The sequence below is a fragment of the Rothia nasimurium genome, assembly GCF_928381705.1.
Taxonomy (GTDB): Bacteria; Actinomycetota; Actinomycetes; order Actinomycetales; family Micrococcaceae; genus Rothia; species Rothia nasimurium_G.
On record NZ_CAKMSR010000001.1, the window covers coordinates 249,886 to 276,865 of the forward strand.

Here is a 26,980-nt window from a genome sequence, read left to right on the forward strand (position 1 = left end):
TCCTAGTGGCCACTGTGCCCGGCAGAACCGCTGATCTGGTCGGGGTGCTTGCGGTAGAACTCCTGCCACTGGGCCTCTAGCTCCCGCTCGGCGGGGGTGGCAATCATGCCAGCCGGGGCGTAGAGCTTCGACTCGATGTAGGGGTTTTCCTTGCTTTCCTTCGCGTGGCCGTTCTTAGCCTTGACGACCTCAATCAGGGCGGTAATAACGACCACCAGGGTCAGCACCACGAAGAGGATAGAAAGCGAGCCCTGCACGAAGGTGTTGCGTACAACCGCCTCCATGGCAGCGACGTCCTTCGCCGCACCCAGCGAGGTTTCACCGGCTGCCAGGGCGTCCTTGTAGCGGAAGTGGTTCGCCCAGTAGCCCACAGCGGGGTTGGACGAGAAAATCTTCTGGTAGGAGCCCACCACCGTAACGACCAGGTCGAAGACCAGGGGCAGGGCGATAATCCAGAGGTACTTGAAGCGGCCCTTGTTCGCGGCAATCGCCAGGCAGACAGCCAGCGCAACAGCAGCCAGCAGCTGGTTGGCGATACCGAAGAGGGGGTAGAAGGTGTTGATGCCGCCGAGCGGGTCGGTGACACCCAGAATCAGAATCGAACCCCAGCCTGCCACCATGACGGCGGTGGTCAGCCAGGCGCCCAGTCGCCAGTTATGGTCGCGGAACTTGGGGAAGAAGTTGCCCAGGGTATCCGAGAGCATGAAGCGGGCTACGCGGGTACCGGCGTCCACCGCGGTGAGGATGAAGAGGGCCTCAAACATGATGGCGAAGTGGTACCAGAAGCTGGTGAGTTCGAACCAGGGCAGCATCTGGTTGAGAATCAGCGCCATACCCACAGCCAGGGTGGGGGCGCCACCGGTGCGGGAGACGATGGAGTGCTCGCCGACGGCGTCCGCAGTACCCTGCAGCAGTTCGGGGGTGACGTGCACGCCAGTCAGGCCCAGGGAGTTAACGAAAACGGCCGCTGATTCGACGGTACCGCCGGTTGCCCCGGCTGCTGAGTTCATGGCGAAGTAGATGCCGCGGTCGATGGTGACAGCAGCCACCAGGGCCATGATGGCGACGAAGGATTCCATGAGCATGCCACCGTAGCCAATGAAACGGGTCTGGCGTTCCTTTTCAACCATCTTGGGAGTGGTACCCGAGGCGATGAGGGCGTGGAAGCCAGACAGAGCACCGCAGGCGATGGTGACAAAGAGGAAGGGGAAGAGGGAACCTGACCAGACGGGGCCGTCGGCGCGGCCGGCGAACTCGCTGATGGCGGGGACGGTGATTTCGGGGCGGACGACGATAATGCCGACAGCCAGCAGCACGATGGTGCCCACCTTCATGAAGGTTGAAAGGTAGTCGCGCGGGGCGAGCAGCAACCAGACGGGCAGGACGGCGGCGATAAAGCCGTAGATAATGACGCACCAGGCCAGGGTGACGCGGTCGAGCAGCAGGTACTCCATACCCCAGGCGGTGTTGGAGACCCAGCCGCCGCCCACGATAGCGGCCATGAGCAGGACGAAGCCAATCAGCGACACTTCGCCCACCTTACCGGGGCGCAGATAGCGCAGGTAAACGCCCATAAAGAGGGCGATGGGGATAGTCATACCCACCGAGAAAACACCCCAGGGGGATTCACCCAGGGCATTGACCACGACCAGGGCAAGGATAGCGGTAATGATGATCATGATGGCCAGGGTTGCCAGGATGGCGGCGTAGCCACCTACGGTTCCTAGCTCTTCCTTGGCCATCTGGCCCAGGGAGCGTCCGCCCCGGCGCATGGAGAAGAAGAGCACCAGGTAGTCCTGCACGGCACCGGCAAAGATAACGCCGACGATAATCCAGATGGTGCCGGGCAAAAAGCCCATCTGGGCTGCCAGGACGGGGCCTACCAGGGGGCCAGCGCCCGCGATAGCGGCGAAGTGGTGGCCGTAGAGTACGCGGCGGTCGGTGGCGGCGTAGTCCTTGCCGTCAGCGTCGTATTCGGCGGGGGTCGCGCGGCGGTCATCGGGCTGGGTGAGCTTGGCTTCGATGAAGCGGGCGTAGAAACGGTAGGCAATCAGGTAGCTACAGACGGCGGCGAAGACGAACCAGATGGCGTTGACGGTTTCGCCGCGGAAGATAGCGATCATGGACCAGGAAACCGCTCCGACCAAGGCGATGAGGGCCCAGATGGCGATAGTTTTGGGCTTCCAGGTGCGGTGTTCGGCATCGAGCACGTCGGGGGCGACGTAGGGCTTCGGCCGCTCCTGCTCTAGGGTTGAAGAGCTCTGTGGTGACATGGTGAGGCTCCAATGTGACTGTGATGTCCCACAACCGTGTGGGTGTGTGCACTCACACAATACTCCCCTATGGGCACCAGGTCACATATTACGGCGCTTGTGACGCCGCTTTTCGTTCACCGGCCGGCAGGGCGCCCGCCGCAGATGCGCGGACGCCCGCGGTTTAGGGGGTCAGCAGGATTTTGCCGCGATGCTCCCCGGCTTCTAAATGGGCATGGGCTTCTGATGCCCGCTCAAGCGGGAAGACGGCGCTGGTATGGTTTGAGATCTCCCCGCTTTCAATCAGGGGCCACACAAGCTGCCCCACACCGTCGACGATGCGGGCCTTATCAGCAGCCGACCGCGAGCGCAGGGAAGTGGCGTGCACGCTCAAGCGGCGCGGGAGCATATAGCCCAGGTTGAGCTGCCCCTTGGGCCCGCCCTGCAGGCCGATGACGGCCATAGAGCCATCTACCGCCAGGGTCTTAATGTTCTCTTCTAGGTAGGCTCCACCCACAACGTCCAGGATGTAGTTAACCCCGCGTCCGTCCGTCAGCTGGCGAGCGGTTTTGCGAAAGTCCTGAGTGCGGTAATTGATAGCCTCAGCGCCCAGGGTCCGGATGAAGTCGCACTTTTCATCACTACCACCGGTGGCAAAGACCTGCAGCCCCAGGGCTCGGGCCAGTTCGATAGCGTGGGTACCAATGCCGCCGGTACCACCGTGAATGAGCAGGGTTTTGCCGTCGTTGCCCTCGGGGCGGGGTGCAACCCCCAGGGTAAGAACCAGGTTGGAGTAGACCGTTGCAGCCACCTCAATGAGGCCGGCGGCGTCTTCGAGGCTGACGCCTTCGGGCACCGGCAGGGTGTGGTTCAGGTCCACCACCACGTACTCGGCATACCCACCGCCAGCGAGCAGGGCGACCCGCTCCAGGTTCAGGTAGCCCTCATCGACGCCCTCCCCCACAGCTTCCACCGTGCCCGAGACCTCCAGGCCGTAGATGGAACTAGCCCCAGGGGGAGGAGGGTAAAAGCCCTGCCGCTGGGAGACGTCCGCCCGGTTGACCCCGCTGGCCGCCACCCGTAGCAGCACCTGGCCGGGGCCAGGTGTCGGCGTCGGCTGCTCGCTCACGACCAGCACCTCGGGGCCGCCGTGTTCTTCTTCGAGGATGGCGCGCATGGGGAACTCCTTCTCACACAGGTTTTTCCGCCCCTTACCGGGGCAACTAGGCGGACGGACGCTTGCAGCCCGCCCCTTACCCCAGCCTAACGAGAGCAAGGGCACAAAGGCCACTATTTTGCTTTAGGGCGGCAACTGTGTACCATAGTAGAAGTGCTCAGCACAGTTTGGATGGTTGTCCGAGCGGCCGAAGGAGCTGGTCTTGAAAACCAGTAGGCGGCAACCCCGTCTCGTGGGTTCAAATCCCACACCATCCGCCACGAAGCCCGCTTCCGCAAGGGAGCGGGTTTTTTCATGCTCGGGTTCAGAGACAAAAGCGGGGGCAGGCCTCAGCCTGCCCCCGCTCTCTAGGTAAAAGACTTCTAGTGCTAGTAGGTAGAAGAAGTACCGGCGGTGCCGATCAAAATAACAACAAAGGCAATGTAGGCGACGATGAAGAGCAGGGAGAGGATGCCCAGCACCAGACCAATCCAGCCGGTAACCTTACCGACGGTTGCCTCAGCCCCATATGATTCAGCCTTGCGAACCTGGGAAAGAGCCAGGGGACCGAAAACTACGCCGAGGCCCGCAATCACGATGGACAGAATACCGAAAATCATGGCGTTCTGGGCGTGCTTCTGCCCCTCAGGGTTTACAGCAACCTGGCCGTAGGGCTGGTTGTAGTTCTGGGCGTAGGGCTGCTCGCTGGGCGCACTGTAGGAGCCGTAGTTCTGACCTGAATTCTGGGGATTCTGCTGGTTGTACGATTCTGACATGCCGTTTTCCTTACCGTTGGGCGCTGAGTGTTACCTGTGCCATTTTATCAAGTGGTCCACAGCAAGCTCCAGGGTTAGCACCTGTATCTCACGGGGTTTTGACCGCCGCTACTTTTGTCGCTAATATGGGTAGAGCTGTGTTGCTAGGCCACGTTGACGAGCCTCTACGCAGACTATGGAGACGTGCCAGAGCGGCCGAATGGACTTCACTGCTAATGAAGGGTCGGGGTTAAACTCGACCGGGGGTTCAAATCCCCCCGTCTCCGCCACAAAACCCCGGTTGACCTTGGTCGACCGGGGTTTTTCTGCACCTTCACGGCACTCTGCTGGCAGGTGTGCTACTGACCGCCAAATGTGGCGATGCCGCCGCCACATTTGGCGGCTAGCGCCACAGGTACGGACGCCCGCCGTCAGCTCCCGCTAAAAGCTTGCGAAATGGGTCAGGCGGGCCTCACCCTCAATCAGCTGGTCCCAGTCACCGCTTACCTCAAAAACGGTCAGGGACGAGGGGGTATACCCGTAGGAGGCATCCATCAGCGCCTCGTACTCTGAATCGGGGCGGGCAAGCTGCAGGGCGGCGTCCTGCACTCCGGGGAGGTGGGCAATCAGCATCAGGGACTGCACCCCGGCGGGGGTGCGGTTGATAGCGGTGAGCAGGGCTGAGGCCGGTGCATTGTAGAGGCGTTCATCCAGGCTGGCGGTAGGGGCCTTTTCTCCCAGGGCATCTGAAACCCAGGTTGTGGTCTGCCTGGTGCGTAGTGCCGCTGAGCTGACCAGCATCTCGGGTATCAGTCCCTTCTCCTTCAACCACTCCCCGGCCCGCTGGGCCTGCTCGCTCCCATGACGGGTCAGCGGGCGGTTGAAATCGTCAAGCCCCCAGTCAGCTTCAGCATGGCGCATGATAATGAGGGTGCGGGCATCGTGACGTGGCAGGGCGAAATCGGTCATACACCCATCCTAACCGTCGAGGCCGATAAAGCGCTTGAGCAGGTAAATGGTCTCTTCGGGCTTCTCAGAGTGCACCCAGTGCCCGGCCCCCTTCAGCACCACACGGCGCACCAGGGGGAAGAGCTTCTTCATGGGCTCAAGGTCAGCGTCTGTGATGTAGGGGGAGTCCCCACCTGCAACCCACAGCACAGGCTTCTCAAAAACTCCGTCAGCCCCCGGCCAGCCCATAATCTCGGGCAGGTGACGGCGGAGCATCTGTAGGTTGGGTTCCCAAAAGTTACCGGTCTTTGACATGGTCAGATTCTGTAGCAGGAAGGCTCGGGTACCGGCAGCTGGCACGTTGACTGCAAGGTCAGCTTCGGCCTGGGAACGGGTAGTGTAGGTGTCGATCGGCAGGTTCAGCATAGAATCCATGAGAATTTCAAAACTGCCCTTAGACTCCCCCGGGGCAATATCGATAACCACCAGCTTGCTCACCAGGTGGGGGTGGCGCAGGGCCAGCAGCATAGCGATTTTGCCGCCCATCGAGTGGCCCATGAGCACCACAGGCTCCCCGGCCCCGAATTCTTCAACGGCCTGAGCTGCCAAGTCCGCCATCTGCCGGTAGTCGAAGCTCTCTGTCCAGTAGCTAGCCCCGTGGTTGGGCAGATCAACAAGCAGGGTTTGCGCCCCCTCCCCCAGCCCCTTAGCGATTCGGGTGAAGTTCTTACCCCGCCCTAGCAGACCGTGCAAAAAGACAGTTTTGATGGGTCCAGAGCCAACAAGAGAAGTTTTCAGAGAGGGAACAGTCATGCTCTCTACTCTACTACCGCCCGCTCCCCCGGCAGCAGGGAGCCGGGGCGGGAGCGTCCGCGCATATAAAGAGCGCCGCACCCAGCTTCTATAGCTGAGTGCGGCGCTCTTCGCATGGTAGGTGTAAGCCTAGATGGAGTATTCCGGTGCTGCCCAGACAACGACCTCGGGGTGCTCGTAGAAGCGGTAGCCCTGGCCGCGCACGGTACGCACGGTATTCGACAGGCGCCCCAGCTTGGAGCGCAGACGGCGGATATGCACGTCAATGGTGCGCTCATTGGGGATTTCTTCAGCGTCACGCCACAGGCTGGTGAGCAGCTCCTCACGGGCAACGGTGCGCTGGCCGTTTTCAACCAGGTAGTTGAGGAGCTCAAACTCCTTGTAGGTGAGGTTGAGCAGTTCGCCGTCCAGGTAAACCTCGCGGCGGGAAAGATCAATCAGCACGCCCACTGAGTGGGTGGGCTTGGCGTCCTCGCCACCGTGATGAGCGGACGCCGGTACCGCCTCAGGCTGGTAATGCACGGCAGTGGGGTCACCCAGCGCATTGCGGACAACCTCAAGGTCGCTACCCTGCGCATCGGCAGGGGCCAGCGCCACAGCTGCGTAGGACTCGGCGCCAGGCACCTGGTTCTGCACATAGGCGCGGGTATCTTGGACGATTCGCACCAAAGAGGTTCCATGGTTAGCGGCAGCTTCTTCGCTAAGGCCAACATAAATGACGAAGCCGCGAGCTTCGTTCTCCTGCGCAGCTGCGCGCGGAGGCTCAGGCTTGTAGGTCATAGGGCGAAGATTAGCGGGCTGCTGCTTTGCAATACCACGGCTATGACCGGCTACACCCTGCTGGCGCTGAGCGGCAGAACGGTTGCGCTGCGAGATGTGAACATACCCCGGTGCACCTGACATTTTGCCTACCTTCTCCCTGTATGAGTCGAGCATTAGTGTGTGGTTCCGCTAGAAAGCAAACCCCGTGTGCGGGTGGGCCTGCTGTCTACTTTTAATCGTTGTCCGAATTTGTATTTAAAGCAAGTAATATTCGCGTATTTTTTCAACTTATCTGAGTCTAGCCTCTGGGTGGGCGTCAGCAAACATGAAAACCCTTACACCCCACGGCATACTTTTACACTCTAGGTTCTGAATAAAGCCTTGACACCCCCGGTTTTCTGCATATTTTTACCTACCGAAAAAACCAGACAGCTAGAACGCCTGAAATTCAAATGTCAATACCTTTTTGTGGCCAAATCTCACCATGCAATATATTTGCCATCACGCACCGGGCCCGCAGCAGGCGTCCGCCCCTACAAAAACAGGGGCAGCCCGCCACCCGGCGAGCTACCCCTAGGCTAAAGGCAGTGGGCTAAACCCTACTCAGCAACCCCATACAGGCGGTCGCCAGCATCCCCCAGGCCGGGAACAATGTAGGACTTCTCGTTGAGGCGCTCATCCTGGGCAGCCAGGAAGAGATCGATATTCTCAAGCCCATCCACGCCCTTTTCAAGAGCCTCGATACCTTCGGGGGCACCCAGAACACAGACGCAGGTGATCTGCTCAGCGCCGCGGGCACGCAGGAACTTAATGGCCTCAATCAGGGTGCCGCCGGTAGCCAGCATGGGGTCGAGCACGTAGACCTGACGGCCAGTGAGATCCTCGGGCAGGCGCTCGGCGTAGGTGACGATATCCAGGGTTTCCTCATTGCGGGCCATGCCCAGGAAGCCAACCTCAGCGGTGGGAATCAGCCGGGTCATGCCTTCCAGCATGCCCAGACCGGCGCGCAGGATCGGCACAATCAGGGGGCGGGGGTTGGCAATGTGAGAGCCAACAGTGGTAGCAACGGGGGTCTCAACCTCGCGAGGCTCAACACGAATCTCACGAGTGGCCTCGTAGGCCAGAAGGGTTACCAGCTCATCAACAAGCTGACGGAAGGTCGGAGAAGGGGTGTTCTTATCGCGAAGAACGGTAATTTTGTGGTCAACCAGGGGGTGGTCCAGAACTTTAATACGCATAGTTAAAAGCTACCACTGGGCGCCAGTCCGTGAAGAGTTGCCAGCCGACGCTGTGTTCGTGAGTGCCGCATGTGGCGGTCGGTGCCACGGTTATAGACACGATTAGTGTCGCTGCCTTTACGCATTTACGTGGTATTTATGTGCGGAAATGTTGCTGATGAGGTGTTTTGGGCATGAAAAACCCGCTCCCTCTAGCTCTCACTAGGGGAAACGGGTTTTTACCACTGGCGGTGACGGAGGGATTTGAACTCTAAAAGACCCCCTAATCACACCCCCCACATCTGCTCTGACTAGGGAAAATAGCTTATGGAGTTATAGGAAAATTACCGTTTGATAGGCAAACGAGTATCACAGGAGTATCACGGCGAGTATCACGAACCAGCGTTCTCGGCACCGCTTACAGCTGCCCTATAAGCCGCGTCCATAGCAGCCGACACCGTGCCTAGCTGAGACTCGAACAAGTCCGCGTACACATCAAGGGTCATAGCCGCCGACTCATGGCCCAACATTCTCTGAATCAGGTTCACCGGCGCACCCGAAGCCACCGCGAAAGACGCAGCAGAGTGCCGTAAATCGTGCGGAGTAATGTGCTTCTCGATACCCGCAGCAGCAACAGCCTTGATAAACCAACCGCTCTGAGACTGCGGGCGCTTTAACAGGCTGCCATCCGGTTCGGTGAACACCGCAGCCGCCCCAATCTTGCCCCGGCACGCTGCCCGCAAATGCTCGCTAATGAACGGCGGGAACGGCACCAACCGCGCCTTACCGCTCTTAGGGGCACCCTCTTGGACTTTGTGCGGGGTCAGCTCCACAAGGTTGCGAGAGATACGCAGCACCCCGGCCATGAAATCAACATCTTGCACCTGTAGCCCCGTGGCTTCACCCCACCGTATGCCGGTATAGGCCAGGGTGTAAATAAGTTCAGGGCGACCGGACGCAGCGGCGAGCGCCCCAATCTGCTCATGGGTCAGGTAGACGTTGGAGCGCTTGGACTTTTTGGGGAGCTTCACACCCCGGGCAGGGTTTACCAACAGGCGCTTGTCTTTAACCGCGTCATCTAGCACCCCGGCTAGAATCTCATGGCACCGTATGACCATAGACGCACCGACCGCTTTGCGCCCGCTGGCTGTGGTGCCGCGCTGTAAATCGGCTATCCATGCTTCTACTTCTGTAGGGAGGATAGTTTTCAGGGTGCGGTTGCCCCAGACGGGCAGGACGTGGTTACGGTATGCAGCTTCTAGGGGCCGGTATGAAGAGGGCCTGAGACTCGTTTCTTTCTTGTGCAGCCATGCCGGGGCTAACTGCCCGACCGTGGCGCGGGAGTCTGAGGGGGTCACATACTCGTTGCGTGAGATAGCGACCTCAACGCCGCTTAGAAACTGTAGGGCTTCTGCCTTGGTCTTGAACCCGCGTTTGAACGTCCACTTACCCTCTGGTGTCTTGTACTTGACGGCCCAGCGGGTGCGGTCACGCTCGTTACGCCCGTTCTTAACCTCGTACTTGTGAACCGAAGCCATGACTATTCCTCGCCCATGAGCTTTTTGATGAACTCAGGGGTGTATAAGTCTTCCAAGAAATCAGGATAGGAACCAACTGGGAGCCTATAAAACTCATCGTCAATAGGACGAACACCAAATAACTCAGCAACAAAATCATCTGAGTGTTCCATCTGTTCAGCAAAAGGAACCCCCCTATTACCAATCTCCCCATAAAGAAGTTGCTGAAAGACAATGCTCAGGAGTTCAGGAGTAAGAGGGGGTTGTATGTACTCTTCATACGCTTCACGCTCTAGCGAGTTATCAAACGTTACAGGTGTACCCTCACTATCCAGCAGCTCAAAATAATCTCGAATACCCGACCGGCTAACGACCAAACTAGAGAGCCACTTTTTCACCTGCTTACGTCCGTTTTGAGCGCCATCTACATAGTCTTTGAGATTTGATAATCGCACCGCTTGCAACTGGCTTTTTCTATCAACAGGTGATGAAGCGGCGAAAGACTCAACTGGGACATCAAAGAGTGCTGAAAGCTCTAGTGCTTCATCTAACTGAAGTGCCCTAAGCCCCTCCTCTGTTCGCTTCACTTTCATCGCGTTGTAGCCCTCTAGCCCGGGGCGGCCTGACAACTCTCTCACAAGGTCTGCCCGTGTCCACCCACGCCGCTCACGGTATTCCCGCAGACGTTCACCAATGATTTTTTTGCGGTCTATCTCTTCCATAAGAAAAACACTAGCGTGCATTTATTGCAATGCAACGCACATTCTGTTAGTGTTGCTGATAAATAACGAACTGTTAGTTGCTCACATTTTGTTAGGAGCTTGGAATGGAGCTAGACACCGAAGCCCGCCACAACATCGGCAACCCCGCCCTTGCCCAGCGTCTAGGGATAACCGTCCCAGCACTCGTAACCCTACGCAGTAGGGGCGGCGACCTGCCCCCATCGTTCAAGGTAGGCCGCCACGTCCGCTACCGGCTCGAAGACGTAGAACGCTGGGAACGCGAACAGGTAGAAAAAGAAACCGCCCGCCGCGCCGCAGCCGCCGCCCAGCAGACGGCCACCGCTTAAAAGAATTGCCCCGACCACTCACAGAGCAGCCGGGGCCAGAAGAAAAAAGACCGCGCACCAGCCGACCAAAGCGAGCGCGGTAATCAAACCATCAACCAAGGAGGAACAACCCCCCATGACTGACACCAACCAGCTTACCATTACCCACCCCGACCTACCCGGGGCAATCTTCCAGCCCCGCCCCGACACAGACGGGCACAGTGTCGCCTACTGGGGTGCTCACCTCTTCATGGGAGGGGCGACCGTCTGTGAAACCATCATCGGCACCCACGGGGATAACCCGCGCTACATCGTGGACACACCAGAGGTAGGGGACGGAATGACCATCGACCAGCTTCATGAGTTTGTTGCCACCATCAACGCCTACTACGCCGCCGTGACCCGTGACCGCGCCCATCACCCCGAAACCTCGCAGAAGAAAGGAGCCTAGCCCGTGACCGTGCATGAGCTGACCCCCGAAGATTTGAACCAACTACGCACCGCCCCTACCCCGCCGCAGGGTGTGACCTTGCTGCACTACTTCCACAGCCACCGCCCCACGGCCCCGGCCCTGTGTGGTGAGCAGCCGCAGGGAGGAACCTGGGAGCACCATTACCGGCCCGGCACCACCGCTTATACCGCAGGCGGGAAGCTGGCCCCGCAGTTTGAGATTTGCCCACTGTGCCAGGTGCGTTATTCCTACCTGCCTACCGCCCGGCCTGTAGGAGGTGGTGCCCAGTGACCGCCGCTCTTGCTCTTACCGCCCTGCCAGATGTTTCCGAGCCAGCCCCGAACCGTAGGGAGCGCCGCCGTAAAAGCCCCACCCGCAGGGCAGACACCACCCGGTTCTACTCCCCCGCCCAGCTGCACGAACTCACCGGCATACCAGTGAACACCCTGGCTGTGTGGCGACACCGAAAGTACATGTTCGACTACCACCGCATAGGCGGCCATGTGCTCTACGACCGGGAGCATGTGGAGCAGGTTCTAGCCCAGCACATCATTACCGCTAACGCCGACTACTAGAAAGGAAACCCGGCCTATGACGATTACACCGGCCACTCCCCCGAAGCCTGTAGCGCCGGACGCTCTGACCCTATGGCGGGCGCGGGTACAGGTAGCCATTCTTGAAGACCTGACCAGCACCGGAACCTGTGTTGCTGACAACCTGCACAGGGTTGGGGAACCCACCAATGCACGGCGTTGGGGCGGGGCATTTGCTGACCCTGTGGTGCGTCCTCTTATGCGCCATGCCGGTTACACCCGCTCTACCCGCAGACAGCGCCACGGCGGGCCGGTAGGGGTCTGGGCACTACGCCCAGGAATGGAGCAAGAGGCCCGCAACCGCCTAGACGCTGCCCGCGTTATCCTCGACCATCTCGAAGCCTTACAAGGGGACGGGGACACCCTACCTATTGCACCGGCACCCCGAACCCTGCCCACCCATCTCACCCGAAAGGACAACCAATAATGACCACCACCGCAAACCAGACCCGCCACCACATCACCAACCTACTTGCCGCAGGCGAACCACTGACCGAAGCCCAGACCAAGGAGGTCCCCTACTGTGCAGGCATGAACGCCGCAGACTACATTGTTCGCCACTACGCCGCAGCCCTGGAAAACATCGAAGCGATAACGCCCAGCCCTGCCCGTGCCGCCCAGCTCCTACAGGCATACACCACCGTTTTCCTGAACCGTGAGCCGTGGACTAACTACACCAACGCCGCCACCGTTAGCCGTCTGAACCTGTCAGCAGCTGACCTTACAGACCTCGAACGCGCCGGGGTTATCGAAGCTGCCCCGACCGATACCGGCGACACTGATTACTACCTAGCGGCCTACGCCCAGTTAGACGAACCCGAAACCAGCAACTAATTAAGGAGTCCCCCAAATGACCGCCACCACCGCAGCCATGACCACCGATAACCTCGACAGCCTGACCGCGCTCGCAGACCTTGAAACCGCATACGGCTACGGGCTAGACCTGGAACCAGTAGCCCCCGGCGAATGGTTCACCAAGCGCCACAAGACCGAACCCGATAACGGGCAAGCTCTACGCTTCAACGCCCTTATGCTGCACCGCGACCTACTCGAAGCCGAAACCGCCAAAGAGTCCCGCCCTACCGCAGCCGATACCCGGGAGTTCTACGACCAATACAAGACCTCCCCCAATGATGTGCCCCGCTACCTGCTGCACCATATCGACTACGACAAGATTACCGGGGGCGCGTCCGTTGTCCTCGGAGTCACCAAAGATATGACCCTCGATACTCAGGGGGTTAAGGCGCTATTAGGCTACCTGTACCAGGTCACAGACGAGCTAGAAGCGCAGCGCAGCAGCGAGCGCCCCCGCAATATCGCCTTGCACCTGCTGGAAGCTGCCGACCGTATCGAAGAGTACGCCGTCAAAACAGATTCAGAGAACTGGTTAGATGTTGCCGGGCACCTGTTCGCCCAGTACCTCGTTATCTTCTCAGCCCGGGAGTATCAGGACGACTTCACCCCTATTGAGTACCTGGAGGACGCGCTGTTATCTGAGGACGATTACACGGCCCTGGAAAAGGCTGGTCTTATTGCCCCAATGGTAGACGCTGCAACCGGAAACCTAGCGTCCTACCACCTGACCCTGTTCGCCGGGGAGGAATAACCGCCCCCACCCTCAGCACGGGTGCAGGTAAGGCACCCCGGCCCCCTGCACTCGATACCCGGGGCGCTTGACCGGCCACACCAGCCAGCGAGCGCCCCACCCCGGGGAACGCGAACACACCCTTGGAAACAAATAGAGCAGCAGCCCACCCGTTCGAGCGCCACCAGAAGAACCGGCGGGCCAGCGGAAAGGAAACTAGCCCATGAATCAACAGAATGAGTAACCAGGAAAGAGAGGTGAAAGGTAGTGAGAGCTGAACATGTAGTGAAAAAGTCCTTGGAAGAAATCGCGTATAGTCCGCACTATCGAGTAGTGCTTGCTATGGGCGTGTACGGGCTTACCCCTGTTGCGAAACTGGTTCTAGTCAGCATTGCCGAAGCCACCAACACAGACCACGGCGGGGCGAGCTGGTACTCGCAGGCCACTATTGCAGCTGAGATAGGTTGCAGCCGTGAAACCGTAAATAGGGCCTTTCACGAACTTATGTGGCGGGGGCTTATCAGTCGTCACGGCGGCGATATGCGTATCTTTCGCACTAGTGAAAAGCTGCCAGTCTCGAAGTCGTCTAAAGCGTATCTGAACTTACAAGAGCTTATAGCACAGTGTGACCCGGTGACAGGCGAGCAGCTGGCTCGGGAGTTCAAGGCCCAGGAATCTGCAAAACGAAAGCGAAAGGCAGTGCGGCGTGACCGTGTATCTCACTCTCACCTGAACGATGTACCAGAGCCGCGACCGCCCGCCCAGGTGTGGGAGGAACCGGCCCATCAGGTGGAGCCAGCGGGCGACCTGCCAGACCTCGAAGAAACCACCTCGGAACAGCTACCCCCGTTGTCTCTAGCTGACACCTCGAAGCCGGTAGAGTCTGTTGCTCTGGTCAGTGGTAGCCAGCAGGATAACGGGAAGTCTCACCCGTGGTTTGAGTCTGAGGACTTAGAAGCCGAGAAAGCTAGACAGTTAGCGGCCCTGGCTCGTTATGAGGAATCGGCCTAGCGTGGTTGAGTAGGGCACCCCTTGAACGTGTTTCAGGGGGTGCTTTTCTATGCCCTGTTAAGTCCTGCCCCGCCGTAGGTTTAGGTTAGGCGCTCGCACCTGTGCAACCCCCTCGCAGGGGCGCGACCCTCGCAATATGCGACCCCTCGCAGGAAGTAAATAGCCTAGTCAGTTGGGGGAACATGACACCTGTGTCAGGTGACAAATTGTCACCCCCTGACAACAGTGTCACGCCGCTACGTCATTTTGACGTATACGTCACCCCTGACGTACGTCAAACCAGGTCAAATGTGATAATTCCTCACACCTCATTGCACCCCCTAAACCGGCAAATGTGACAATTCCTCACACCTCAAATGTGACAATTCCTCACACCAGAACAGCCCAGATGTGACGATATGTCACACCAACCTGTGACAATTTGTCACACAAAAGAGTAAGAGAAAGAGCAAGTATTTAAAGAGCACTTTGAAAGAGCAAGACCCCCGCCTGTGATTCTGCCGTTTCCGTCCTGCCCCGCGTCTCTCCGAACGCTCCGGACGGTACTTGACCGGCGCAGGGGGCGGGGGTCTAAGGGGGAGGGGGCCAGAAATTGCACCCGGTGCAAAATCTGCACCTGCAAGAATTGCACCCCCACAGCAGCTACCACAACCACCGGCCAGCACCAGCGCCACCACTTCCACAACGCAGGGCCTTAGACGATGAAGAGCGCCACCAGCCCCGCACCCACCGGCCAGCACCACACGCCCCGACTTCTTGAACGCACAGGCACCGGCCCACAGCTACCCCGGCCCCTCGACCAGCCACCACAACGAGTAGAGCAGCAGACCCCCACCATTTGCGAGCGCTCGCAGACACACCACCAGCACCTAGCCACCGCCCCGCCCTTAACGCTAGGCTTAACCCACACCAGCAGACCAACAGCAAAAGGAGCGCCCCCATCATGACCGCAACCGCTCACGAAACCGAAGCCACCGCCCAGGACTTCCAAGACGCGCTAGAAACCGTCCTCGACCGTCTAGAGGGTGTAAACGCTATCCTCGCCACTCAGTAACGCACCCGCCCGCCCCCTATGCGATATGTGGCCCTATCTGAAGCCCTAGCAGTACACGCCCACCTAGCACCGGGCCAGCACCTCAAACCCGGCGGGGAGCACCTGCTAGAAAGCGCCCTAGCCCGCCCTGCCACCAGCTACGCAGGCCACGAACTTTACCCCGGTATCTTCAACAAGGCCGCAGCCCTCTTAGAGGCGCTGGTACAGAATCACCCTTTTACGGACGGCAACAAGCGCACCGCCTACACCTGCACCGTCCTTTTCATGTATCTGAATGGCTGGGATATTCTCCCTCTAGAGGTGCTTGAAGATAATGAGCAAGCACAGTTTGTTGTTCAGGTAGCAGAGCACTCACTGACCTTTGAGCAGATAGCCCAGCAGCTCGAAGAATGGGCAATACCCCACAGCTCATAGCCCTAGCCCAGCCGGTGCCATGACCAGAACACAAGACCGCCCACCCCTGTTAATCTGGGAACTATGAGCACCACCAGCCAGCAGACCCCACCGGCCCCGGCTCTGACCGATACCGAACTAGCCCACCTCTCTACCGCTCTGACCGGCTACACCACCAGCGCCCACCCTGCCTACCGTGCCGCAGCTGCCCGCGCCGCCCTAGACGCTCTAGCCTCTATCAAGGCTTATGTGTGGGGGTCAGCAGCAGCCCACCTAGAATGTACCGGCGATTTGCTGGCCGCGTCCGTCCTATGGAGCGCCCAACCCTACTACGCACCCCACCCCCGCCACACACCCGCCACCCTAGAACAGGTGAGAAACGTGTTAGCCCACCACCAGCCAGCACCGGCCCCGCAGCAAGATAAGACCACCGCAGCCATACGCGCTGCCCTGGACACCCTCACCAACACGCCCTTAGAGTCCATTACCGCCGCTATCCAACTGACCGATAGTGACCGCGCCGCGCTCGCCGCCCTTGCCGCTACCCGCCTTGATACCTGCCCTGTCTGTGCTGACCTCGTACCAGAGAATAGCCCTGGCCCGTTCTGCTCCATCTTCTGCCAGCAGCAACACGGCGACACCAGCGCCTAACCCTACCCCGGGGGGTGCCCCCCCTCCCCCACCTGTCACCCCCTACGGGTATAGTGACATCCCCTCGCAGGGGTTTCTAACGCGTCTCACAGTCTCACATGCCAGCCCCAGCGCCCCGCCTACGAGCCAGAATTAACCCCCACAGCCCCGAACACACCGCCCACGGGTGAACGAACCACCCGCCCTATTCCAGTCCCGCAGAAGAGCACACAGCACCAGGAGCCGAAAGCCAACACACCGGCGGCGAGCGCCCCCCACCACCAGCCCAACACCAGGAACCGGGGCACCGGCCCAGCACCAGCGCCACAGCACTCACCTACCCGACCAAGCAAAACCTCGAAACCGGCAACCCGCAGGTTTTGAACCCTGACACCAGGGGCAGGGGGTAGCCCCCCCACCTGCAACAGGTCTTACCGCCCGTACATAGCAAGCCGCAGCGCGTACGGGTTACAAGCCCACCAGCAAAAGGGGGGGGGTGACTCAAAGCCACCCCCTCACCGCACCTAGTCACGCCCATATTGCTGACACCAGCAAAAGGAACCAGCCTACACCCCAGAGGGCAAACAAGGGACGAGAGACATACGCCCCCGTCTTGCCTAGTTGCGCCGATAATGGCGGCACCGCCAACAAGGGCATGCAGATTGTGCATACGCCTAAGACACACCCGCACCTACCCATAAAACAGGCAAGGGTATAAGCTCCACTGACCCCCTTTTCACGCCCCCGTATACCCAGGGCAACCTATGAGGGAAGTACGAGAAACGTACACCAGACAGCCACAGCCAGCCCCACACCAAGCCCACGACCTAACCAGCACTCCCAGCACCCCCAGGGGGGCGGTAACATCACCAGCACCGCAGCCCACGGACACTACCCGGGGCGCTCCTATCCTCTCCCCCCGCACCCTGAAAAACATTCGACCAAGTTCGCATATTTATGAGGTCTATACAGGCGAACCCAATAAATCACTAACCAAACACCCGCCACCCCCACCGGCCAGCGACCCGCACCCCTTAACCTCATGGGAGCCAGCCACCCCAAGGGAACACCCCGCAACCGGCCCTACCCCAAGCCGACACCACCCCGGCCACCAGATACCCCGCACCTCTGGACACCGCAGCAAGCTCACCGGCCCCGCCGCCGTCCACAGCAACCACCAAGATTTTCTTGGTTCGTGTCCACACCCACCGCTCTTACTGGCCCCGCCACCTACACGCCGCCCCCCCTAGCGCCCCACCTCGCACACCGTGCCCGCGCTCGCTGGCACCTGCAACCAGCCCTCTCTAAGCACCTCGAAACCAGCCCGCAGCAGGGGCACCCGAAGCCCGCCGTGATACTGACTTGCTGGGCAAACGAGTATCACAGGAGTATCACGGAGCCATTTTTGGGCATGAAAAAACCCGCTCCCTCTAGCTCTCACTAGGGGAAACGGGTTTTTACCTGTGGCGGTGACGGAGGGATTTGAAACCATATGCCAGGTTTTCCCACCTGGGCTTATTCCACTCTGACTAGGTGATTTGCTGACTGAGCCACCCTACAAATACCCCTATTTACCGGCAAAATGTTGCGGAAATGTTGCTGTTTTGCCGGTGGGCACTTGGAGCTGTTCGAGCAGCTCCTTTTTAAGGGTGGCGCGGTGGCTCTAAGAGATCCGCTGCAACGGTGGCGATAGGACTATATAGAGGTATATATAGGGCCTATCTGTAGCGCGAGCTCGCATACATAGTGTGTGCTGCTGTGCTTATTCTGGTGGCGCGGGTACTCAGAGCCCGTGTGAGTGATATTTAGGCAGTCGAAGCCCCGGCCCGTAGTGATACGACGCCGGGGCCTTGATGTATCTGGGCAAACAGTGGCGAGCGCAGCAGGTGGCGCTATGGGCTGGTGCTGGTAATTGGGAATGCTTGCTAGAGGCCGTGAGAGGAAATGACTATACCCGTAAGGGGTCGGGTCTCTGTAGGGGGCACCCCCGGGGGTAAAGGGGTACGCGTTGAATGTGCCCCCCCCTTGTATTTGTATGAGGCAGTAAAGGGGGCGCACTTTCTCATATCCTTTGGGCGGTTCGGTTGGCGAGGTTCGGCAGGGCTCTGCATATAGAGAATGACGGCCGCGAGCTGCTGATGTAAGCGCTCGCGGCCGTCTGCTGCCCTGTGGTGCCGGTGCTGCCCTTAGTCTCACGCAGAGGTGGGGCTTGTGCGGTTAGGCGGTGGGGCCGGTGAGGTCAGAGAGTGACCAACCAAATGCCTCAAGCGGTAGCGTGTGGCTTACCCCGGGAGTGAAGCACGGCGGGGCGGTTTCTTCTACAAGATAGGGCAGGGCGGTTTTATCGGGGCGTGGTGGGGTGAGCTTGCCTAGGCAGACGGCGCGGGCGGTGTCGATAATGGGCCAGTAGTTGAGGGTAAACCCGCCGTCTGTGGGGGTAATGACCTTGTGCTCTATTAGTTGCTTGAACTTAAGTTCGTCGAAGATTGACCCGGCCCCGGGCTCTGTCTGGGCTAGGGCGTGGGCGTTGCTGAGAAACCCGTCTGTAAGGCGTAGGTGACTCGAAACGTAGCTATGTAGGTTCAGGGTGTTGGCCCATACCTGTTCCGGTAGGGCGGCTATGGACTCGTTACGGAAAAACGCGCCGGTTAGTCTCCAGTATTCGGGGTACTTCTGTTCAAGCTCTGGTGATCCGTAGAGCCCGCCGGGGTTGGTGAGGATATAGGCGGCGGGCTGACCGGCTAGAGGGCCCTTGCTGATGGTGCGGCCGTGAGCGTACCTAAGATACCCGGCGGCGAGCGCAGCTGTAAGTGTGGAGTGTTCTAAGGCTGTGGGGTCGTTGTAGAGGCTGGCTGCTAGGTAGGTGATGTTGGCAGGGATAAGGCCGCCGGTGTGGTGGTGGTTGGCGGTGTGGTGCATTCGGGCTAGTTGTTCCCATTGTTCTAGGGTGAGGGGTTCAAAGGTGGGTTGGGGGTCTAGCGTGAATACGGGGTGTGCTGCTGGCTGCTCTGCTGGCTGGTGGTCTTTGGTGGCGCTTGCGTTCTTGTGGGCGGGGTGTGTGGTGAGGCGTAGGCCGGTGGGTGTGGTGGTGAGTTTTGCCCGGCGGCGTCGGCGGCGTCCGGCGCGATTGGTGCAGGTTGCAGGGGTGGTTGTTGCGGTCATGGTGTAGAACCTTTCTCATGTGGATATGTAGGCGGGTCACCCGGTAGGCAGTGGTGCAGGTGCTCTCTTGATCCGGTGGGTAGGGGTATGCCCACCGCGCAGGGGTTAGTTGCAGCGGTGGGGCTCAAGTGGTCTAGTTTTACGGATTTGCCTTGTTTTGGTTCTACGAGCGAGACCCTAGAGGGTTGCAGCGGCTATGTCTGGTGTGACGGCCAGCGCCTCTTGTGTGGCGGCCGTGCTTGTCTCAGGGGCTCAATAGAACAGGGTACTAGGACTGAGGGGCGGTGTGGGGTGTGCTCGCGCAGCGGTGAGAATGAGAGCGAATCGGAGCCGTTTTTACGCCTTGACCAAATGAATAATTATTCAGATAAACCCCCTTGTCAGGAGTCGAAAAAACCTAAAACTTGGGCGCAATCTGAGCGCCTATACGCGAAGCGGTGAGAGAGGGGGTGGGAGGGGTTGCCCCCGGGGGTCTTTCGCTGGTGTAGGTGCATAAAAATGCGGCCCGCGCCGGGGGTGTACCAGCGTGGGCCGTCGCTATCTAGTGGCGGTTTAGTTCTCGTTCTTTTTCCACCAGTTGATAGCCTCACGATACGAGAATCTATTACCTAATTCTTGCTGCATCTGTTCAAAGGTTTTGTGTTCGCTTTCGTGCTCTTGTGGAGTTTTCCAGTACAAACGAACGTCATGCTTTGGTCTTGCCAACGCGTTGAGCAAGTAACCGAACTCAACGATCTTTGTGAGCAGGTAATAGTTCACGCTTGTTTCGTAGTTCGCTTGGTCATTCACGTGAGCAACGCCAACACCATTAAGGACGTTAGGGCGCGGCGGGTTCTCGTCTCTACTTGCTGCCAGGGCGTTACCGTAGGTCAGCGCATGGGCGTGCCCAAAGCGTGGGAGCTTGAACAGCTGAGGCAGTAGGGCTTTGAGGGCTGCCCCCTGCTCGATAGTGCCAACCTGTTCCGCTGCTACCTCGTAGGCTGATAGGCGTTCGGGGGTAAGGGTCAGGGTGTCCTCTGAGAACTCTTGAACCTGGGCTAACTCGGTGTTCCATGCCTCAGAGAACTTAGAGGCGGCGTCGTTGAATACGGTTCGAGCTGCTGCCAGGTTCTCGGAAATGTATTCGGTCATAGCACGGAAATGCTCGGCTTCTAGACTCTGGATAAGCTCGGCTGCCTCTTGCGAGTGTGAAGCCCGATTAGCAAGGGCTTTAGCCTCTTCTGCTCGTGCGTAGTGCTCATGCGCTGCTACAGGGTCAAAACTGGCAAGAGCCTGTTTAAAGGCTGCCAAGTGTGGGGCGGGGCTGCCCATAGCTTCCAAGGTTTCTTTAACACGGTCGCTCTGAGTTACCGGCGGGGTTTCGCCGGTGAGCTGGTGAACTAGAGGCACCGCCTTAAGCAAGACGGCGCGGTATGACTGTGGGGAGCTGTAGGCATAATCGTGTAGCTCAAGGTCGGTATAGAGAGTCGCAGGTTTCTTTGTAGGCACGGGTAGAGTCCTTTCAGGGTATTAGCTTGGGTGCCGTGCCCAGAGTAAGGCCAGGGAACCACAGAGCAGCACGGGGCACGCTCTGCCCCTATCTGACATGCGGATATACACCCCTTTTGCTCGTTTCAAAGTGCTACCACCCACCATAAAAACAGGATCACTTTCATAGGTGGGCTTGCGGCTAGTTTTTGGCCCCGTAGGCGTCGGGGTGCCGGTGCCCTGCTTTGATCTCTGAGTAACAGGCCGCGCAGCGGGCAAGCGGCTGCCAGGGGTGAGCCGGGCAAGGGCCAGCACTGCCCCCTTGAGCTTCTAGAGAGTCGCCCTGAGTAGTGCTAGCGGTGGCGAGCGCAGCAGGTGGCGCTATGGGCTGAGTGGTGAGGTGTTCTAGGGTTTGTGGGAGTTGGTCGAAGCTGTGCCAGGGGGTGCGGTGGCGGGCTAGGTGGTCTGCTAGGAGCCATGCGGCGGCGATGGTGAGGGCGTCTGTTGCCGGGGTGGGGTTCTTGTCTGTGGGCAAGGCGGGGGTAATGGCTTGGAGTTGCTGGGCGATGGTGGTTTGGGTCAGGTTCAGGTCTGGGCGTTTGATCCTGAAAAAGGTTTCGAGGTTGCTGGCTTGTATTGCGGCGGTGGTGTTGCTCATTGGCATTGGTGGGGTTTCCTCTCTTGGTTTGTGCTTACCCGTTGCCCGTTTTTGCTCTTGTGGTGGGCGGCGGTGGGTGTTTGTGAGCTTTTTGGGGTGCTGGCCTGTCTGCATGTACCAGTGGGCCCGGTGCTCTTGTGATGGTTTATGCCGTGATGGGGCGGCGTCGTCGTTGCCCTGGGCGTCCTGGGCGGGCGGGCTGTCCGGGGTGTGAGCGGGGGTCTTTCTTGAGCCCGGTGGTTCGGCACCTGGTGAGACGGGCGCGGCGGGCTGCTAGGTAGCGTCTGAGGCCGGGGTCTAGGTCTGCTGGTACATACTGGCCGGTCTGTAGTTGCTTCTTGCAGCTCATACACAGGTCTTTGTATTTGCCGGATCGATGGAGTCTGAGCGTGCGCCCTGAGCGGCCATAGGTTCGGTTGCAGCGCTCGCAGGGGTGGGTGGTGGTGGCTAGTTTGAGGGTGTTGGTTTCCCATTTGCAGGTGCGGCATTGGCCTTGGTGTTTGCCGCTTTGGAATATGGCTAGTGGGTCGCCGGTGAGGGTGGTGGAGCGGTGGCAGGTGCGGCATGTGCCGGGGCGGGTAGGGCTGGGCATGGCTGGTGTGTCCTTTCTGTCTTTGGTGGCGGCGAGCGCCGGTGTGATTGGTGGTTATGCGGCTTTGGGTGTGGGTTGGAGTTCTGCCAGGGTGTCGAGGGCGTCGAGTTGGCCGGGTATGTGGGCATATTCGGGCTCTGGTTGCTCTGGGCTTGTGGTGTGACCGCTGCCAGGGGTGAGAGGCTGTGTGCCTTTGTGCGGGGTTGGAATTGTCCCGGGTGCCCCAGGGTGCCTAGATGATGGTTCTAGGCACTGTGGGGGCAAATGCTGGGCGTTGGTGCCGGTGTTTGCCTCTGGGCGTGGTGGTTCGGTGACGCTGGTAGGGGCTGGTGTGGCCTCTGCTGCCTCTCGTGCCGTTGCTGGTGCCGGGCTCTGGACGTCCTGGACGTGAGGGGAGTCTGTGGCGCGGGTGCCAGCGGTGGCGGTAGTGCCAGGTGTGGCGCTGGTGCTCTGGCTGATGGTCTTGAGCCATTCGAGGGCTTTGCCGATGGTGACGGCTGAGGCTGGGATAGCGTCGGGGCTCAAGGTAGCGGCTATGGCAGAGCCGTAAAGCGCGGTGATGGTCTGCTGTAGGCGGGTGAAGTCCCCGGCGTTGCGGTGGCCGGTTGGTTCAGCAGCTAGGCCGGTGATGATTTGGGCGGCGGTTGTGACACGTTCGGCCTGTTGGGTGTTTTCCACAGCCGGGGCGGTGGTGGTGTGCTCGTCGCCGTCGCCCGCCTCTAACTTCTTATTTACTAACTTCTTATTACTACCTTTATGGTCTGCCATTTTGGCAGGGGGATAACTGCCATTTTGACCTAGGGGGGTCTGCCATTTTGGCAGGTAAGCACCCCCCTTATCTGCCATTTTGACAGGGGGGTTAGCTGCCATTTTGGCAGGGGGTTGTGGATAACTTGCCCCCTCACCGTCTGCCCCTGCTGCCAGTGCCTCAGAGGCGAGCGCGGGGGCGTCTATCTGATGGGTTAGGACAACATCTAGGTGAACCTTGACGGCGTTTGAGGTGCGCCCGCCGCTGCCTTTCTGATCGCCCTCACGGTAGCGGCTGCTGATGGTGATATACCCGGCCTCTTTGAGGGCGGCATTAGCTCTAGCCAGTGACCTTTCACTGATACCTAGCGACTTACTCAGAGACGAGATAGCCCAGTACGAGACCCCGCGCGGGGCGTCGTTCTTCACAGGCTTATGCTCACGCTCGAACCAAGAATGCTCAATATAGTGAGCCAGCAAGACACGGGCGCTCGCATTCACACCAGCGGCTCGTGTAGCTGCCCACACCTCATATCTACTCACGACTACTACCCCCTAGCCTTTCTCGAACTTCACAGACCCCATACCGGGCCCCAGAACACTGTTTCCGGATCATGCCGCTACCCCCACCACAGGCACAGGCGCGGCTTCTACTGGCAGGGGGTGAGCCTCATAAACCACCGAATACGGGCGCAGCAGCTCACAGGGAGCCCCTACCCCTACCCGGTGGCCTTGCCAGGGTGAGAGGACGCGAGACGAGCCGCTAGGCTGCCCACTCCCCCGCCTCATAGGCTCTACAGGCACCTGTTCAGGCACTACCTCAAGACGGCGAGCTAAAGGCTGCCCGGGCTGCTGACCACCTAGCCCCTTACAGACTCCCCGGGGCCCACTACCAGAGGGGGCGCTAGAACCTACCAGCTGATACAGCACCAGCCCCGGGGCAGTTGGCACACCCCCGGCCGTCAAGCGGCGCACATGCCCACTGGTCTCAAGCTCACGTAGCGCTTGAGCAGCAATGCCGGGAGTAAGAGAACAGGCCCGCGCGACGATACGCGCAGAGGTAGCCAGGGCACCCGAAGCACCAGCCACACCCCGCACAAAGCCCAGCACCCTAGCCACATGCGGCCGTAGCCTATCCACCGGCACCGAATACACTGCCCCGTCCTCTTCTGACTCGCTGGTAAGCCAATAGATGCTAACCGGCCGCCTATCAGGGGCCAGCACATGAGGGGTCAGATGCACCGCTTGATAGGCCACACTCAAGGCAAAGACCTCTCTACCGTTCTTATCCTGCTGCCCCGGTAGCCAGCGACGTGAGACAAGCCCACGGGCACACAGACGCCGCAACCCGTCTTGAACTGTGTGGTACGGTGCCCCCACAGCCTCAGCAAGTCCCGCAATGCTAAAACGGGCTGCCCCGCTGGTAGCTATCGCTAGAAGAATCTCGTACACAATGGCTTTCGTCGCATACCCCTGTCAGGTGCCAGCAGGTTCAAGAACTCGAACCACACGGCCGCCGGGATCGCTCATAACGGTATTCATAATGGGGTGTTTTCCTCTCTAGAGTCTGTGACTATCCCACCCCGCTGGCTGCCTCTGTGGTGCCCTGTCTGCAACGGCACTGAACAATAGCCAGCAAGGGGGGTGTTTTTCCTGGTGGGGCGCTCGCAGCGGGAGCGGTGGCCCCTGGTGGGTGTATCGGCTACTAAGGTGACTGGTGAGGCCGGTGGGCGGGTCTATCGGGTTAGCCAGTCCATAAGACTCCCGCCGGTACTCAATGCACGGGGCAGGGTGCTGTGTTGGAGCCCCCGCCACTTCTGGGCATTTACTTGGGAACAGATCCGGGGCCAGTCACACACCAGCTAGGCTTGTGACTGGCCCCGGTTCTCTTATGCCCCCACTCCCCCTGTCTTTTGCTGTCAGGTGGGCTCACCGGCGGCGAGCGCAGCTAGAAGAGCAGCAGGGGCGGGCGTCCTATCGTTTAGGCGGCGTCTTGCTTGATGGGAGCGGCGGGCGGCTCAATCGTTTTCAGGGTCGCCTTGACGTTGTCAATGACCTGGTAGGCCACATCGAGCAGCTCAAGGGGTATATCAGCTCCCCAATAAAGTACGTCCTCTGCGTGCGTGCCTAGCCCTTTCTGGAAGAGGTCTACGAACTTCCAGATGTCGCGGGCAACGAAAACCGCTTCACTCAGGTTATTTTCTTTATAGTGTTCTTGCTGGTCTCTGCCTGCTAAAAGGCGGCTAGAGGAAAAAGGCGGGATAGTAAGGCGGCTGCAAGGGCCCTTTGTGACGGTAATTTCGGGTCTTCCCTCTTCTGTAACGTCCAGCACAGTGAACGGGAACGGTAATGAGCTGTCATAAGTGATGTCCACACGCAGTACCGCGTAGCTATGTAGCGCTTGGAGCTGAGAGGCTGCTACTTGCAGAGCCTCTAGGGCGGTGCGTTCACTCTTGTTGAGCTTGTGGGTATCGAACGCCCCGTAAATAACGATGGCTCGAAAGTTGGCAATTTCCTCGTTTAGGTCAATGAGGTTCATGGTGGTTGTTTCCTTATCTGTTGTTTCCGTTAGGTGAGTATCAGGGGCTAGGGACTGGCTCATGCTGCCTCTTCTAAGGGTGGTAGGGGGAAGATTTGAGTTAGCTGCCCGTGGCCGTCCCACTGGGCTAGCTGGTAGCACTCAGCACAGACAAGGCGAGCGCGGCCCTCAGCGGGGGCAGGGCGGGCCTCAATATCGTTGGGTGCTAGTTGTAGCCCGCAGAGCATAGGAACAAGCTCATAACCGGCTTCTTTTGCGGCTGTGGCGTTTTCGTGGCTGAAGTAGTGGGCGATATTGGCGGGGCCAACGAGCTTGTATCGCTGCTGCTGTGCCTGTTCGGTCAGGGCGGGGTTCAGTTCCGGCGGGGTAATCATTGGTGGGTGTCCTTATCGGTGGTGGTGGGTTTCAGTAGACCGGCGGCCGCTAGGTTCTCTTGCAGGGCGGCGCGGCGGGTGCGCTCGTTTTCTGTTTGTGTAGCGCACCATGCGGCGGCCTGTGCCACTTGAGCGGCGGCCTCTTGCAGCTCTTCTAGGCTCACCTCTTCTAGGCACACGCTTAGGCTGTAGCTGATAGCCCCGGTGTCTGCCTGTACGATGGTTTCGCACTCTGCTAGCGGTTCGTCCCCTAGCGGTGCTGCCCCGATGTACTGGATAGGTTCGCTGGTAAAGGTGGCCGATATTGCCGCGTCATAGTTGGTCTTATAGCCAGGTGGGCAGAGAATCGGGGCACCTGCTGCTGTGTAGAAGATACGCGGCGGAATCTGGCCTAGAGGGGCGAAGCTCATGCGGCCTCACCCCCGGCCAGCACAGCAGGGGCGGGCTTGAACGGTGCCAGGGCACTGACCGGGGCCAGCACAGACCGCGCAGCACGACGGCGCGGCACCGGGCGCGGTGCATTCACCCCCGGGCGTGAGACCCGAACCGGGCGCGGCCCACGACGCCGTGAACCAACACTAGGAGCCGCTGCCCCTTGCCTCTGGGCATCTCTCACCCCGGCCGCTGCAACCCACAGACGCGCCACCGATACCGGCGAGGGAACCCGCACAGCCTCAGAGACAACCCCGGCAACCTGCAAGACGCTCGCAGCTGTCCCCTGCCCTGCCAGGGCCACGGCACACCCTAAATGAGCTGCAACCTGAGAACCAACGGAAACACCAGCAGGTGCAGCAGGTACAGGCACAGACCCGGCCACCGGCCGCCCCTGAGCCTCACGCGCTACCTTGACCTGAGCCAGCAGCTCACCACGACGCGAGCGCAGATAGCCCACCAAGGCCGCCGCCTCTTCATCTTCAACAGAGCCAGGGGCCGCCGTAATCTGGTCAAACTGGGCTGCCCGTAGGTCTTTCTCAACCCCTGCAAGCTCAACCTCAAGGGCCCGTAACGAGCCCTCACCACGTGAGCTGTCGCCGGTGGTAGGCTTAAGTGAAGCAACTGGCTTGATCCTCTCTAGCCTGTGCTGTGCCCCCAAATCAGGGGTCTTATCCAAGCCCGCGCCGCCTGTCTGCAAACTGAACGGCGCGGGCTTGCTTGCACCCAAAGACGGGTGAACTGACATAGCCCTCATGCGGGCCTGATGAATCGGTGTAATGGTGGCAACCATGTGCCTAACCCTTTCTCTCAAATGTATGAAG

Annotated in this window: 28 protein-coding genes and 2 tRNA genes; 12 read left to right on the forward strand and 18 right to left on the reverse strand. The window is 59.6% G+C overall.

What is annotated here, in order from left to right:
* Window positions 1–2 precede the first annotated feature (2 nt).
* The gene (locus L6762_RS01180; protein WP_237185172.1) at window positions 3–2,273 is read right to left on the reverse strand and encodes a carbon starvation CstA family protein; all 2,271 of its coding nucleotides are present in this window, start codon (window positions 2,271–2,273) and stop codon (window positions 3–5) included.
* A gap of 163 nt (window positions 2,274–2,436) precedes the next feature.
* Window positions 2,437–3,429 (reverse strand): NAD(P)H-quinone oxidoreductase, encoded by a 993-nt coding sequence (locus tag L6762_RS01185; protein ID WP_237185173.1) that lies wholly within the window; start codon window positions 3,427–3,429, stop codon window positions 2,437–2,439.
* 169 nt (window positions 3,430–3,598) lie between these two features.
* Here L6762_RS01185 and L6762_RS01190 point away from each other — a divergent pair.
* A tRNA-Ser gene (locus L6762_RS01190) sits at window positions 3,599–3,689 on the forward strand.
* A 108-nt stretch (window positions 3,690–3,797) separates the two neighbouring features.
* On the opposite strand, the gene L6762_RS01195 is transcribed toward L6762_RS01190, so the two are convergent.
* On the reverse strand, window positions 3,798–4,184 hold the full coding sequence (locus L6762_RS01195; protein WP_237185174.1) for a DUF4190 domain-containing protein: 387 nt from the start codon (window positions 4,182–4,184) through the stop codon (window positions 3,798–3,800).
* Between the two features lie 177 nt (window positions 4,185–4,361).
* Between L6762_RS01195 and L6762_RS01200 the strand changes: the two genes are divergently transcribed.
* Window positions 4,362–4,453 (forward strand) — tRNA-Ser (locus L6762_RS01200).
* 151 nt (window positions 4,454–4,604) lie between these two features.
* Here L6762_RS01200 and L6762_RS01205 read toward each other — a convergent pair.
* From L6762_RS01205 to L6762_RS01230, 6 genes are all read right to left on the reverse strand, one after another.
* Window positions 4,605–5,132: a SixA phosphatase family protein gene (locus L6762_RS01205; protein WP_237185175.1), complete on the reverse strand. Its 528-nt coding sequence runs from the start codon at window positions 5,130–5,132 to the stop codon at window positions 4,605–4,607.
* Window positions 5,133–5,141: 9 nt separating this feature from the next.
* On the reverse strand, window positions 5,142–5,924 hold the full coding sequence (locus L6762_RS01210; protein ID WP_237185176.1) for an alpha/beta fold hydrolase: 783 nt from the start codon (window positions 5,922–5,924) through the stop codon (window positions 5,142–5,144).
* Window positions 5,925–6,053: 129 nt separating this feature from the next.
* A complete protein-coding gene (locus L6762_RS01215; RefSeq protein WP_237185177.1) occupies window positions 6,054–6,827 on the reverse strand; it encodes a winged helix-turn-helix domain-containing protein in 774 nt (257 codons plus the stop codon).
* A 458-nt stretch (window positions 6,828–7,285) separates the two neighbouring features.
* Complete coding sequence (gene upp / locus L6762_RS01220; protein ID WP_237185178.1) at window positions 7,286–7,924, reverse strand: uracil phosphoribosyltransferase; 639 nt, start codon at window positions 7,922–7,924, stop codon at window positions 7,286–7,288.
* Window positions 7,925–8,295: 371 nt separating this feature from the next.
* Window positions 8,296–9,441, reverse strand: a complete 1,146-nt coding sequence (locus L6762_RS01225; RefSeq protein ID WP_237185179.1) for a site-specific integrase — start codon at window positions 9,439–9,441, stop codon at window positions 8,296–8,298.
* A 2-nt stretch (window positions 9,442–9,443) separates the two neighbouring features.
* A complete protein-coding gene (locus L6762_RS01230; RefSeq protein WP_237185180.1) occupies window positions 9,444–10,142 on the reverse strand; it encodes a helix-turn-helix domain-containing protein in 699 nt (232 codons plus the stop codon).
* 104 nt (window positions 10,143–10,246) lie between these two features.
* Between L6762_RS01230 and L6762_RS01235 the strand changes: the two genes are divergently transcribed.
* From L6762_RS01235 to L6762_RS01280, 10 genes are all read left to right on the forward strand, one after another.
* Window positions 10,247–10,489, forward strand: a complete 243-nt coding sequence (locus tag L6762_RS01235) for a helix-turn-helix transcriptional regulator (protein WP_237185181.1) — start codon at window positions 10,247–10,249, stop codon at window positions 10,487–10,489.
* 115 nt (window positions 10,490–10,604) lie between these two features.
* Window positions 10,605–10,919, forward strand: coding sequence for a hypothetical protein (locus tag L6762_RS01240; RefSeq protein ID WP_237185182.1), 315 nt, complete (start codon window positions 10,605–10,607; stop codon window positions 10,917–10,919).
* A 3-nt stretch (window positions 10,920–10,922) separates the two neighbouring features.
* A complete protein-coding gene (locus L6762_RS01245) occupies window positions 10,923–11,210 on the forward strand; it encodes a hypothetical protein (RefSeq protein WP_237185183.1) in 288 nt (95 codons plus the stop codon).
* The gene (locus tag L6762_RS01250; protein WP_237185184.1) at window positions 11,207–11,494 is read left to right on the forward strand and encodes a hypothetical protein; all 288 of its coding nucleotides are present in this window, start codon (window positions 11,207–11,209) and stop codon (window positions 11,492–11,494) included. Before L6762_RS01245 ends, L6762_RS01250 begins: the two co-directional genes overlap by 4 nt.
* 16 nt (window positions 11,495–11,510) lie before the next feature.
* Window positions 11,511–11,939, forward strand: a complete 429-nt coding sequence (locus L6762_RS01255) for a hypothetical protein (protein ID WP_237185185.1) — start codon at window positions 11,511–11,513, stop codon at window positions 11,937–11,939.
* Window positions 11,939–12,346 carry a hypothetical protein gene (locus L6762_RS01260; RefSeq protein ID WP_237185186.1) on the forward strand — a complete coding sequence of 136 codons (408 nt, stop codon included), beginning with the start codon at window positions 11,939–11,941 and terminating at the stop codon, window positions 12,344–12,346. The genes L6762_RS01255 and L6762_RS01260 overlap by 1 nt, the downstream gene beginning before the upstream one ends.
* A gap of 16 nt (window positions 12,347–12,362) precedes the next feature.
* On the forward strand, window positions 12,363–13,118 hold the full coding sequence (locus L6762_RS01265) for a hypothetical protein (protein WP_237185187.1): 756 nt from the start codon (window positions 12,363–12,365) through the stop codon (window positions 13,116–13,118).
* A 246-nt stretch (window positions 13,119–13,364) separates the two neighbouring features.
* Window positions 13,365–14,108 (forward strand): helix-turn-helix domain-containing protein, encoded by a 744-nt coding sequence (locus tag L6762_RS01270; RefSeq protein WP_237185188.1) that lies wholly within the window; start codon window positions 13,365–13,367, stop codon window positions 14,106–14,108.
* A 1,081-nt stretch (window positions 14,109–15,189) separates the two neighbouring features.
* Window positions 15,190–15,576: a type II toxin-antitoxin system death-on-curing family toxin gene (locus L6762_RS01275; RefSeq protein WP_185174029.1), complete on the forward strand. Its 387-nt coding sequence runs from the start codon at window positions 15,190–15,192 to the stop codon at window positions 15,574–15,576.
* 63 nt (window positions 15,577–15,639) lie between these two features.
* Window positions 15,640–16,206 (forward strand): hypothetical protein, encoded by a 567-nt coding sequence (locus tag L6762_RS01280; protein WP_237185189.1) that lies wholly within the window; start codon window positions 15,640–15,642, stop codon window positions 16,204–16,206.
* A gap of 2,196 nt (window positions 16,207–18,402) precedes the next feature.
* Here the strand turns inward: L6762_RS01280 and L6762_RS01285 are convergent.
* The 9 genes from L6762_RS01285 to L6762_RS01325 all read right to left on the reverse strand — a co-directional run bounded on the left by L6762_RS01285 (window position 18,403) and on the right by L6762_RS01325 (window position 26,949).
* The gene (locus L6762_RS01285; RefSeq protein WP_237185190.1) at window positions 18,403–19,347 is read right to left on the reverse strand and encodes a hypothetical protein; all 945 of its coding nucleotides are present in this window, start codon (window positions 19,345–19,347) and stop codon (window positions 18,403–18,405) included.
* A gap of 552 nt (window positions 19,348–19,899) precedes the next feature.
* Window positions 19,900–20,835 carry a hypothetical protein gene (locus L6762_RS01290; protein WP_237185191.1) on the reverse strand — a complete coding sequence of 312 codons (936 nt, stop codon included), beginning with the start codon at window positions 20,833–20,835 and terminating at the stop codon, window positions 19,900–19,902.
* A gap of 181 nt (window positions 20,836–21,016) precedes the next feature.
* On the reverse strand, window positions 21,017–21,472 hold the full coding sequence (locus L6762_RS01295; RefSeq protein WP_237185192.1) for a hypothetical protein: 456 nt from the start codon (window positions 21,470–21,472) through the stop codon (window positions 21,017–21,019).
* Window positions 21,473–21,617: 145 nt separating this feature from the next.
* Window positions 21,618–21,821, reverse strand: coding sequence for a hypothetical protein (locus tag L6762_RS01300; protein ID WP_237185193.1), 204 nt, complete (start codon window positions 21,819–21,821; stop codon window positions 21,618–21,620).
* A gap of 297 nt (window positions 21,822–22,118) precedes the next feature.
* Complete coding sequence (locus tag L6762_RS01305; RefSeq protein ID WP_237185194.1) at window positions 22,119–22,832, reverse strand: hypothetical protein; 714 nt, start codon at window positions 22,830–22,832, stop codon at window positions 22,119–22,121.
* Between the two features lie 1,960 nt (window positions 22,833–24,792).
* The gene (locus L6762_RS01310; RefSeq protein ID WP_237185195.1) at window positions 24,793–25,413 is read right to left on the reverse strand and encodes a hypothetical protein; all 621 of its coding nucleotides are present in this window, start codon (window positions 25,411–25,413) and stop codon (window positions 24,793–24,795) included.
* Window positions 25,410–25,724: a hypothetical protein gene (locus L6762_RS01315; RefSeq protein ID WP_237185196.1), complete on the reverse strand. Its 315-nt coding sequence runs from the start codon at window positions 25,722–25,724 to the stop codon at window positions 25,410–25,412. The genes L6762_RS01310 and L6762_RS01315 overlap by 4 nt, the downstream gene beginning before the upstream one ends.
* On the reverse strand, window positions 25,721–26,134 hold the full coding sequence (locus tag L6762_RS01320) for a hypothetical protein (RefSeq protein ID WP_237185197.1): 414 nt from the start codon (window positions 26,132–26,134) through the stop codon (window positions 25,721–25,723). Before L6762_RS01320 ends, L6762_RS01315 begins: the two co-directional genes overlap by 4 nt.
* Window positions 26,131–26,949, reverse strand: a complete 819-nt coding sequence (locus L6762_RS01325; protein ID WP_237185198.1) for a hypothetical protein — start codon at window positions 26,947–26,949, stop codon at window positions 26,131–26,133. Before L6762_RS01325 ends, L6762_RS01320 begins: the two co-directional genes overlap by 4 nt.
* Between the last annotated feature and the right edge of the window lie 31 nt (window positions 26,950–26,980).

What these genes read in the sequence shown, in the direction of transcription:
- L6762_RS01260 (WP_237185186.1), top strand. Translation starts at nt 11,939, where the DNA reads ATGACCACCACCGCAAACCAGACCCGCCACCACATCACCAACCTACTT.
- L6762_RS01315 (WP_237185196.1), bottom strand. Translation starts at nt 25,724, where the DNA reads ATGATTACCCCGCCGGAACTGAACCCCGCCCTGACCGAACAGGCACAG.
- L6762_RS01295 (WP_237185192.1), bottom strand. Translation starts at nt 21,472, where the DNA reads ATGAGCAACACCACCGCCGCAATACAAGCCAGCAACCTCGAAACCTTT.
- L6762_RS01305 (WP_237185194.1), bottom strand. Translation starts at nt 22,832, where the DNA reads ATGGCAGACCATAAAGGTAGTAATAAGAAGTTAGTAAATAAGAAGTTA.
- L6762_RS01235 (WP_237185181.1), top strand. Translation starts at nt 10,247, where the DNA reads ATGGAGCTAGACACCGAAGCCCGCCACAACATCGGCAACCCCGCCCTT.
- L6762_RS01205 (WP_237185175.1), bottom strand. Translation starts at nt 5,132, where the DNA reads ATGACCGATTTCGCCCTGCCACGTCACGATGCCCGCACCCTCATTATC.
- L6762_RS01280 (WP_237185189.1), top strand. Translation starts at nt 15,640, where the DNA reads ATGAGCACCACCAGCCAGCAGACCCCACCGGCCCCGGCTCTGACCGAT.
- L6762_RS01320 (WP_237185197.1), bottom strand. Translation starts at nt 26,134, where the DNA reads ATGAGCTTCGCCCCTCTAGGCCAGATTCCGCCGCGTATCTTCTACACA.
- L6762_RS01255 (WP_237185185.1), top strand. Translation starts at nt 11,511, where the DNA reads ATGACGATTACACCGGCCACTCCCCCGAAGCCTGTAGCGCCGGACGCT.
- L6762_RS01210 (WP_237185176.1), bottom strand. Translation starts at nt 5,924, where the DNA reads ATGACTGTTCCCTCTCTGAAAACTTCTCTTGTTGGCTCTGGACCCATC.
- L6762_RS01195 (WP_237185174.1), bottom strand. Translation starts at nt 4,184, where the DNA reads ATGTCAGAATCGTACAACCAGCAGAATCCCCAGAATTCAGGTCAGAAC.
- L6762_RS01325 (WP_237185198.1), bottom strand. Translation starts at nt 26,949, where the DNA reads ATGGTTGCCACCATTACACCGATTCATCAGGCCCGCATGAGGGCTATG.
- L6762_RS01265 (WP_237185187.1), top strand. Translation starts at nt 12,363, where the DNA reads ATGACCGCCACCACCGCAGCCATGACCACCGATAACCTCGACAGCCTG.
- upp (WP_237185178.1), bottom strand. Translation starts at nt 7,924, where the DNA reads ATGCGTATTAAAGTTCTGGACCACCCCCTGGTTGACCACAAAATTACC.
- L6762_RS01215 (WP_237185177.1), bottom strand. Translation starts at nt 6,827, where the DNA reads ATGTCAGGTGCACCGGGGTATGTTCACATCTCGCAGCGCAACCGTTCT.
- L6762_RS01230 (WP_237185180.1), bottom strand. Translation starts at nt 10,142, where the DNA reads ATGGAAGAGATAGACCGCAAAAAAATCATTGGTGAACGTCTGCGGGAA.
- L6762_RS01300 (WP_237185193.1), bottom strand. Translation starts at nt 21,821, where the DNA reads ATGAGCTGCAAGAAGCAACTACAGACCGGCCAGTATGTACCAGCAGAC.
- L6762_RS01225 (WP_237185179.1), bottom strand. Translation starts at nt 9,441, where the DNA reads ATGGCTTCGGTTCACAAGTACGAGGTTAAGAACGGGCGTAACGAGCGT.
- L6762_RS01285 (WP_237185190.1), bottom strand. Translation starts at nt 19,347, where the DNA reads ATGACCGCAACAACCACCCCTGCAACCTGCACCAATCGCGCCGGACGC.
- L6762_RS01180 (WP_237185172.1), bottom strand. Translation starts at nt 2,273, where the DNA reads ATGTCACCACAGAGCTCTTCAACCCTAGAGCAGGAGCGGCCGAAGCCC.
- L6762_RS01310 (WP_237185195.1), bottom strand. Translation starts at nt 25,413, where the DNA reads ATGAGCCAGTCCCTAGCCCCTGATACTCACCTAACGGAAACAACAGAT.
- L6762_RS01240 (WP_237185182.1), top strand. Translation starts at nt 10,605, where the DNA reads ATGACTGACACCAACCAGCTTACCATTACCCACCCCGACCTACCCGGG.
- L6762_RS01185 (WP_237185173.1), bottom strand. Translation starts at nt 3,429, where the DNA reads ATGCGCGCCATCCTCGAAGAAGAACACGGCGGCCCCGAGGTGCTGGTC.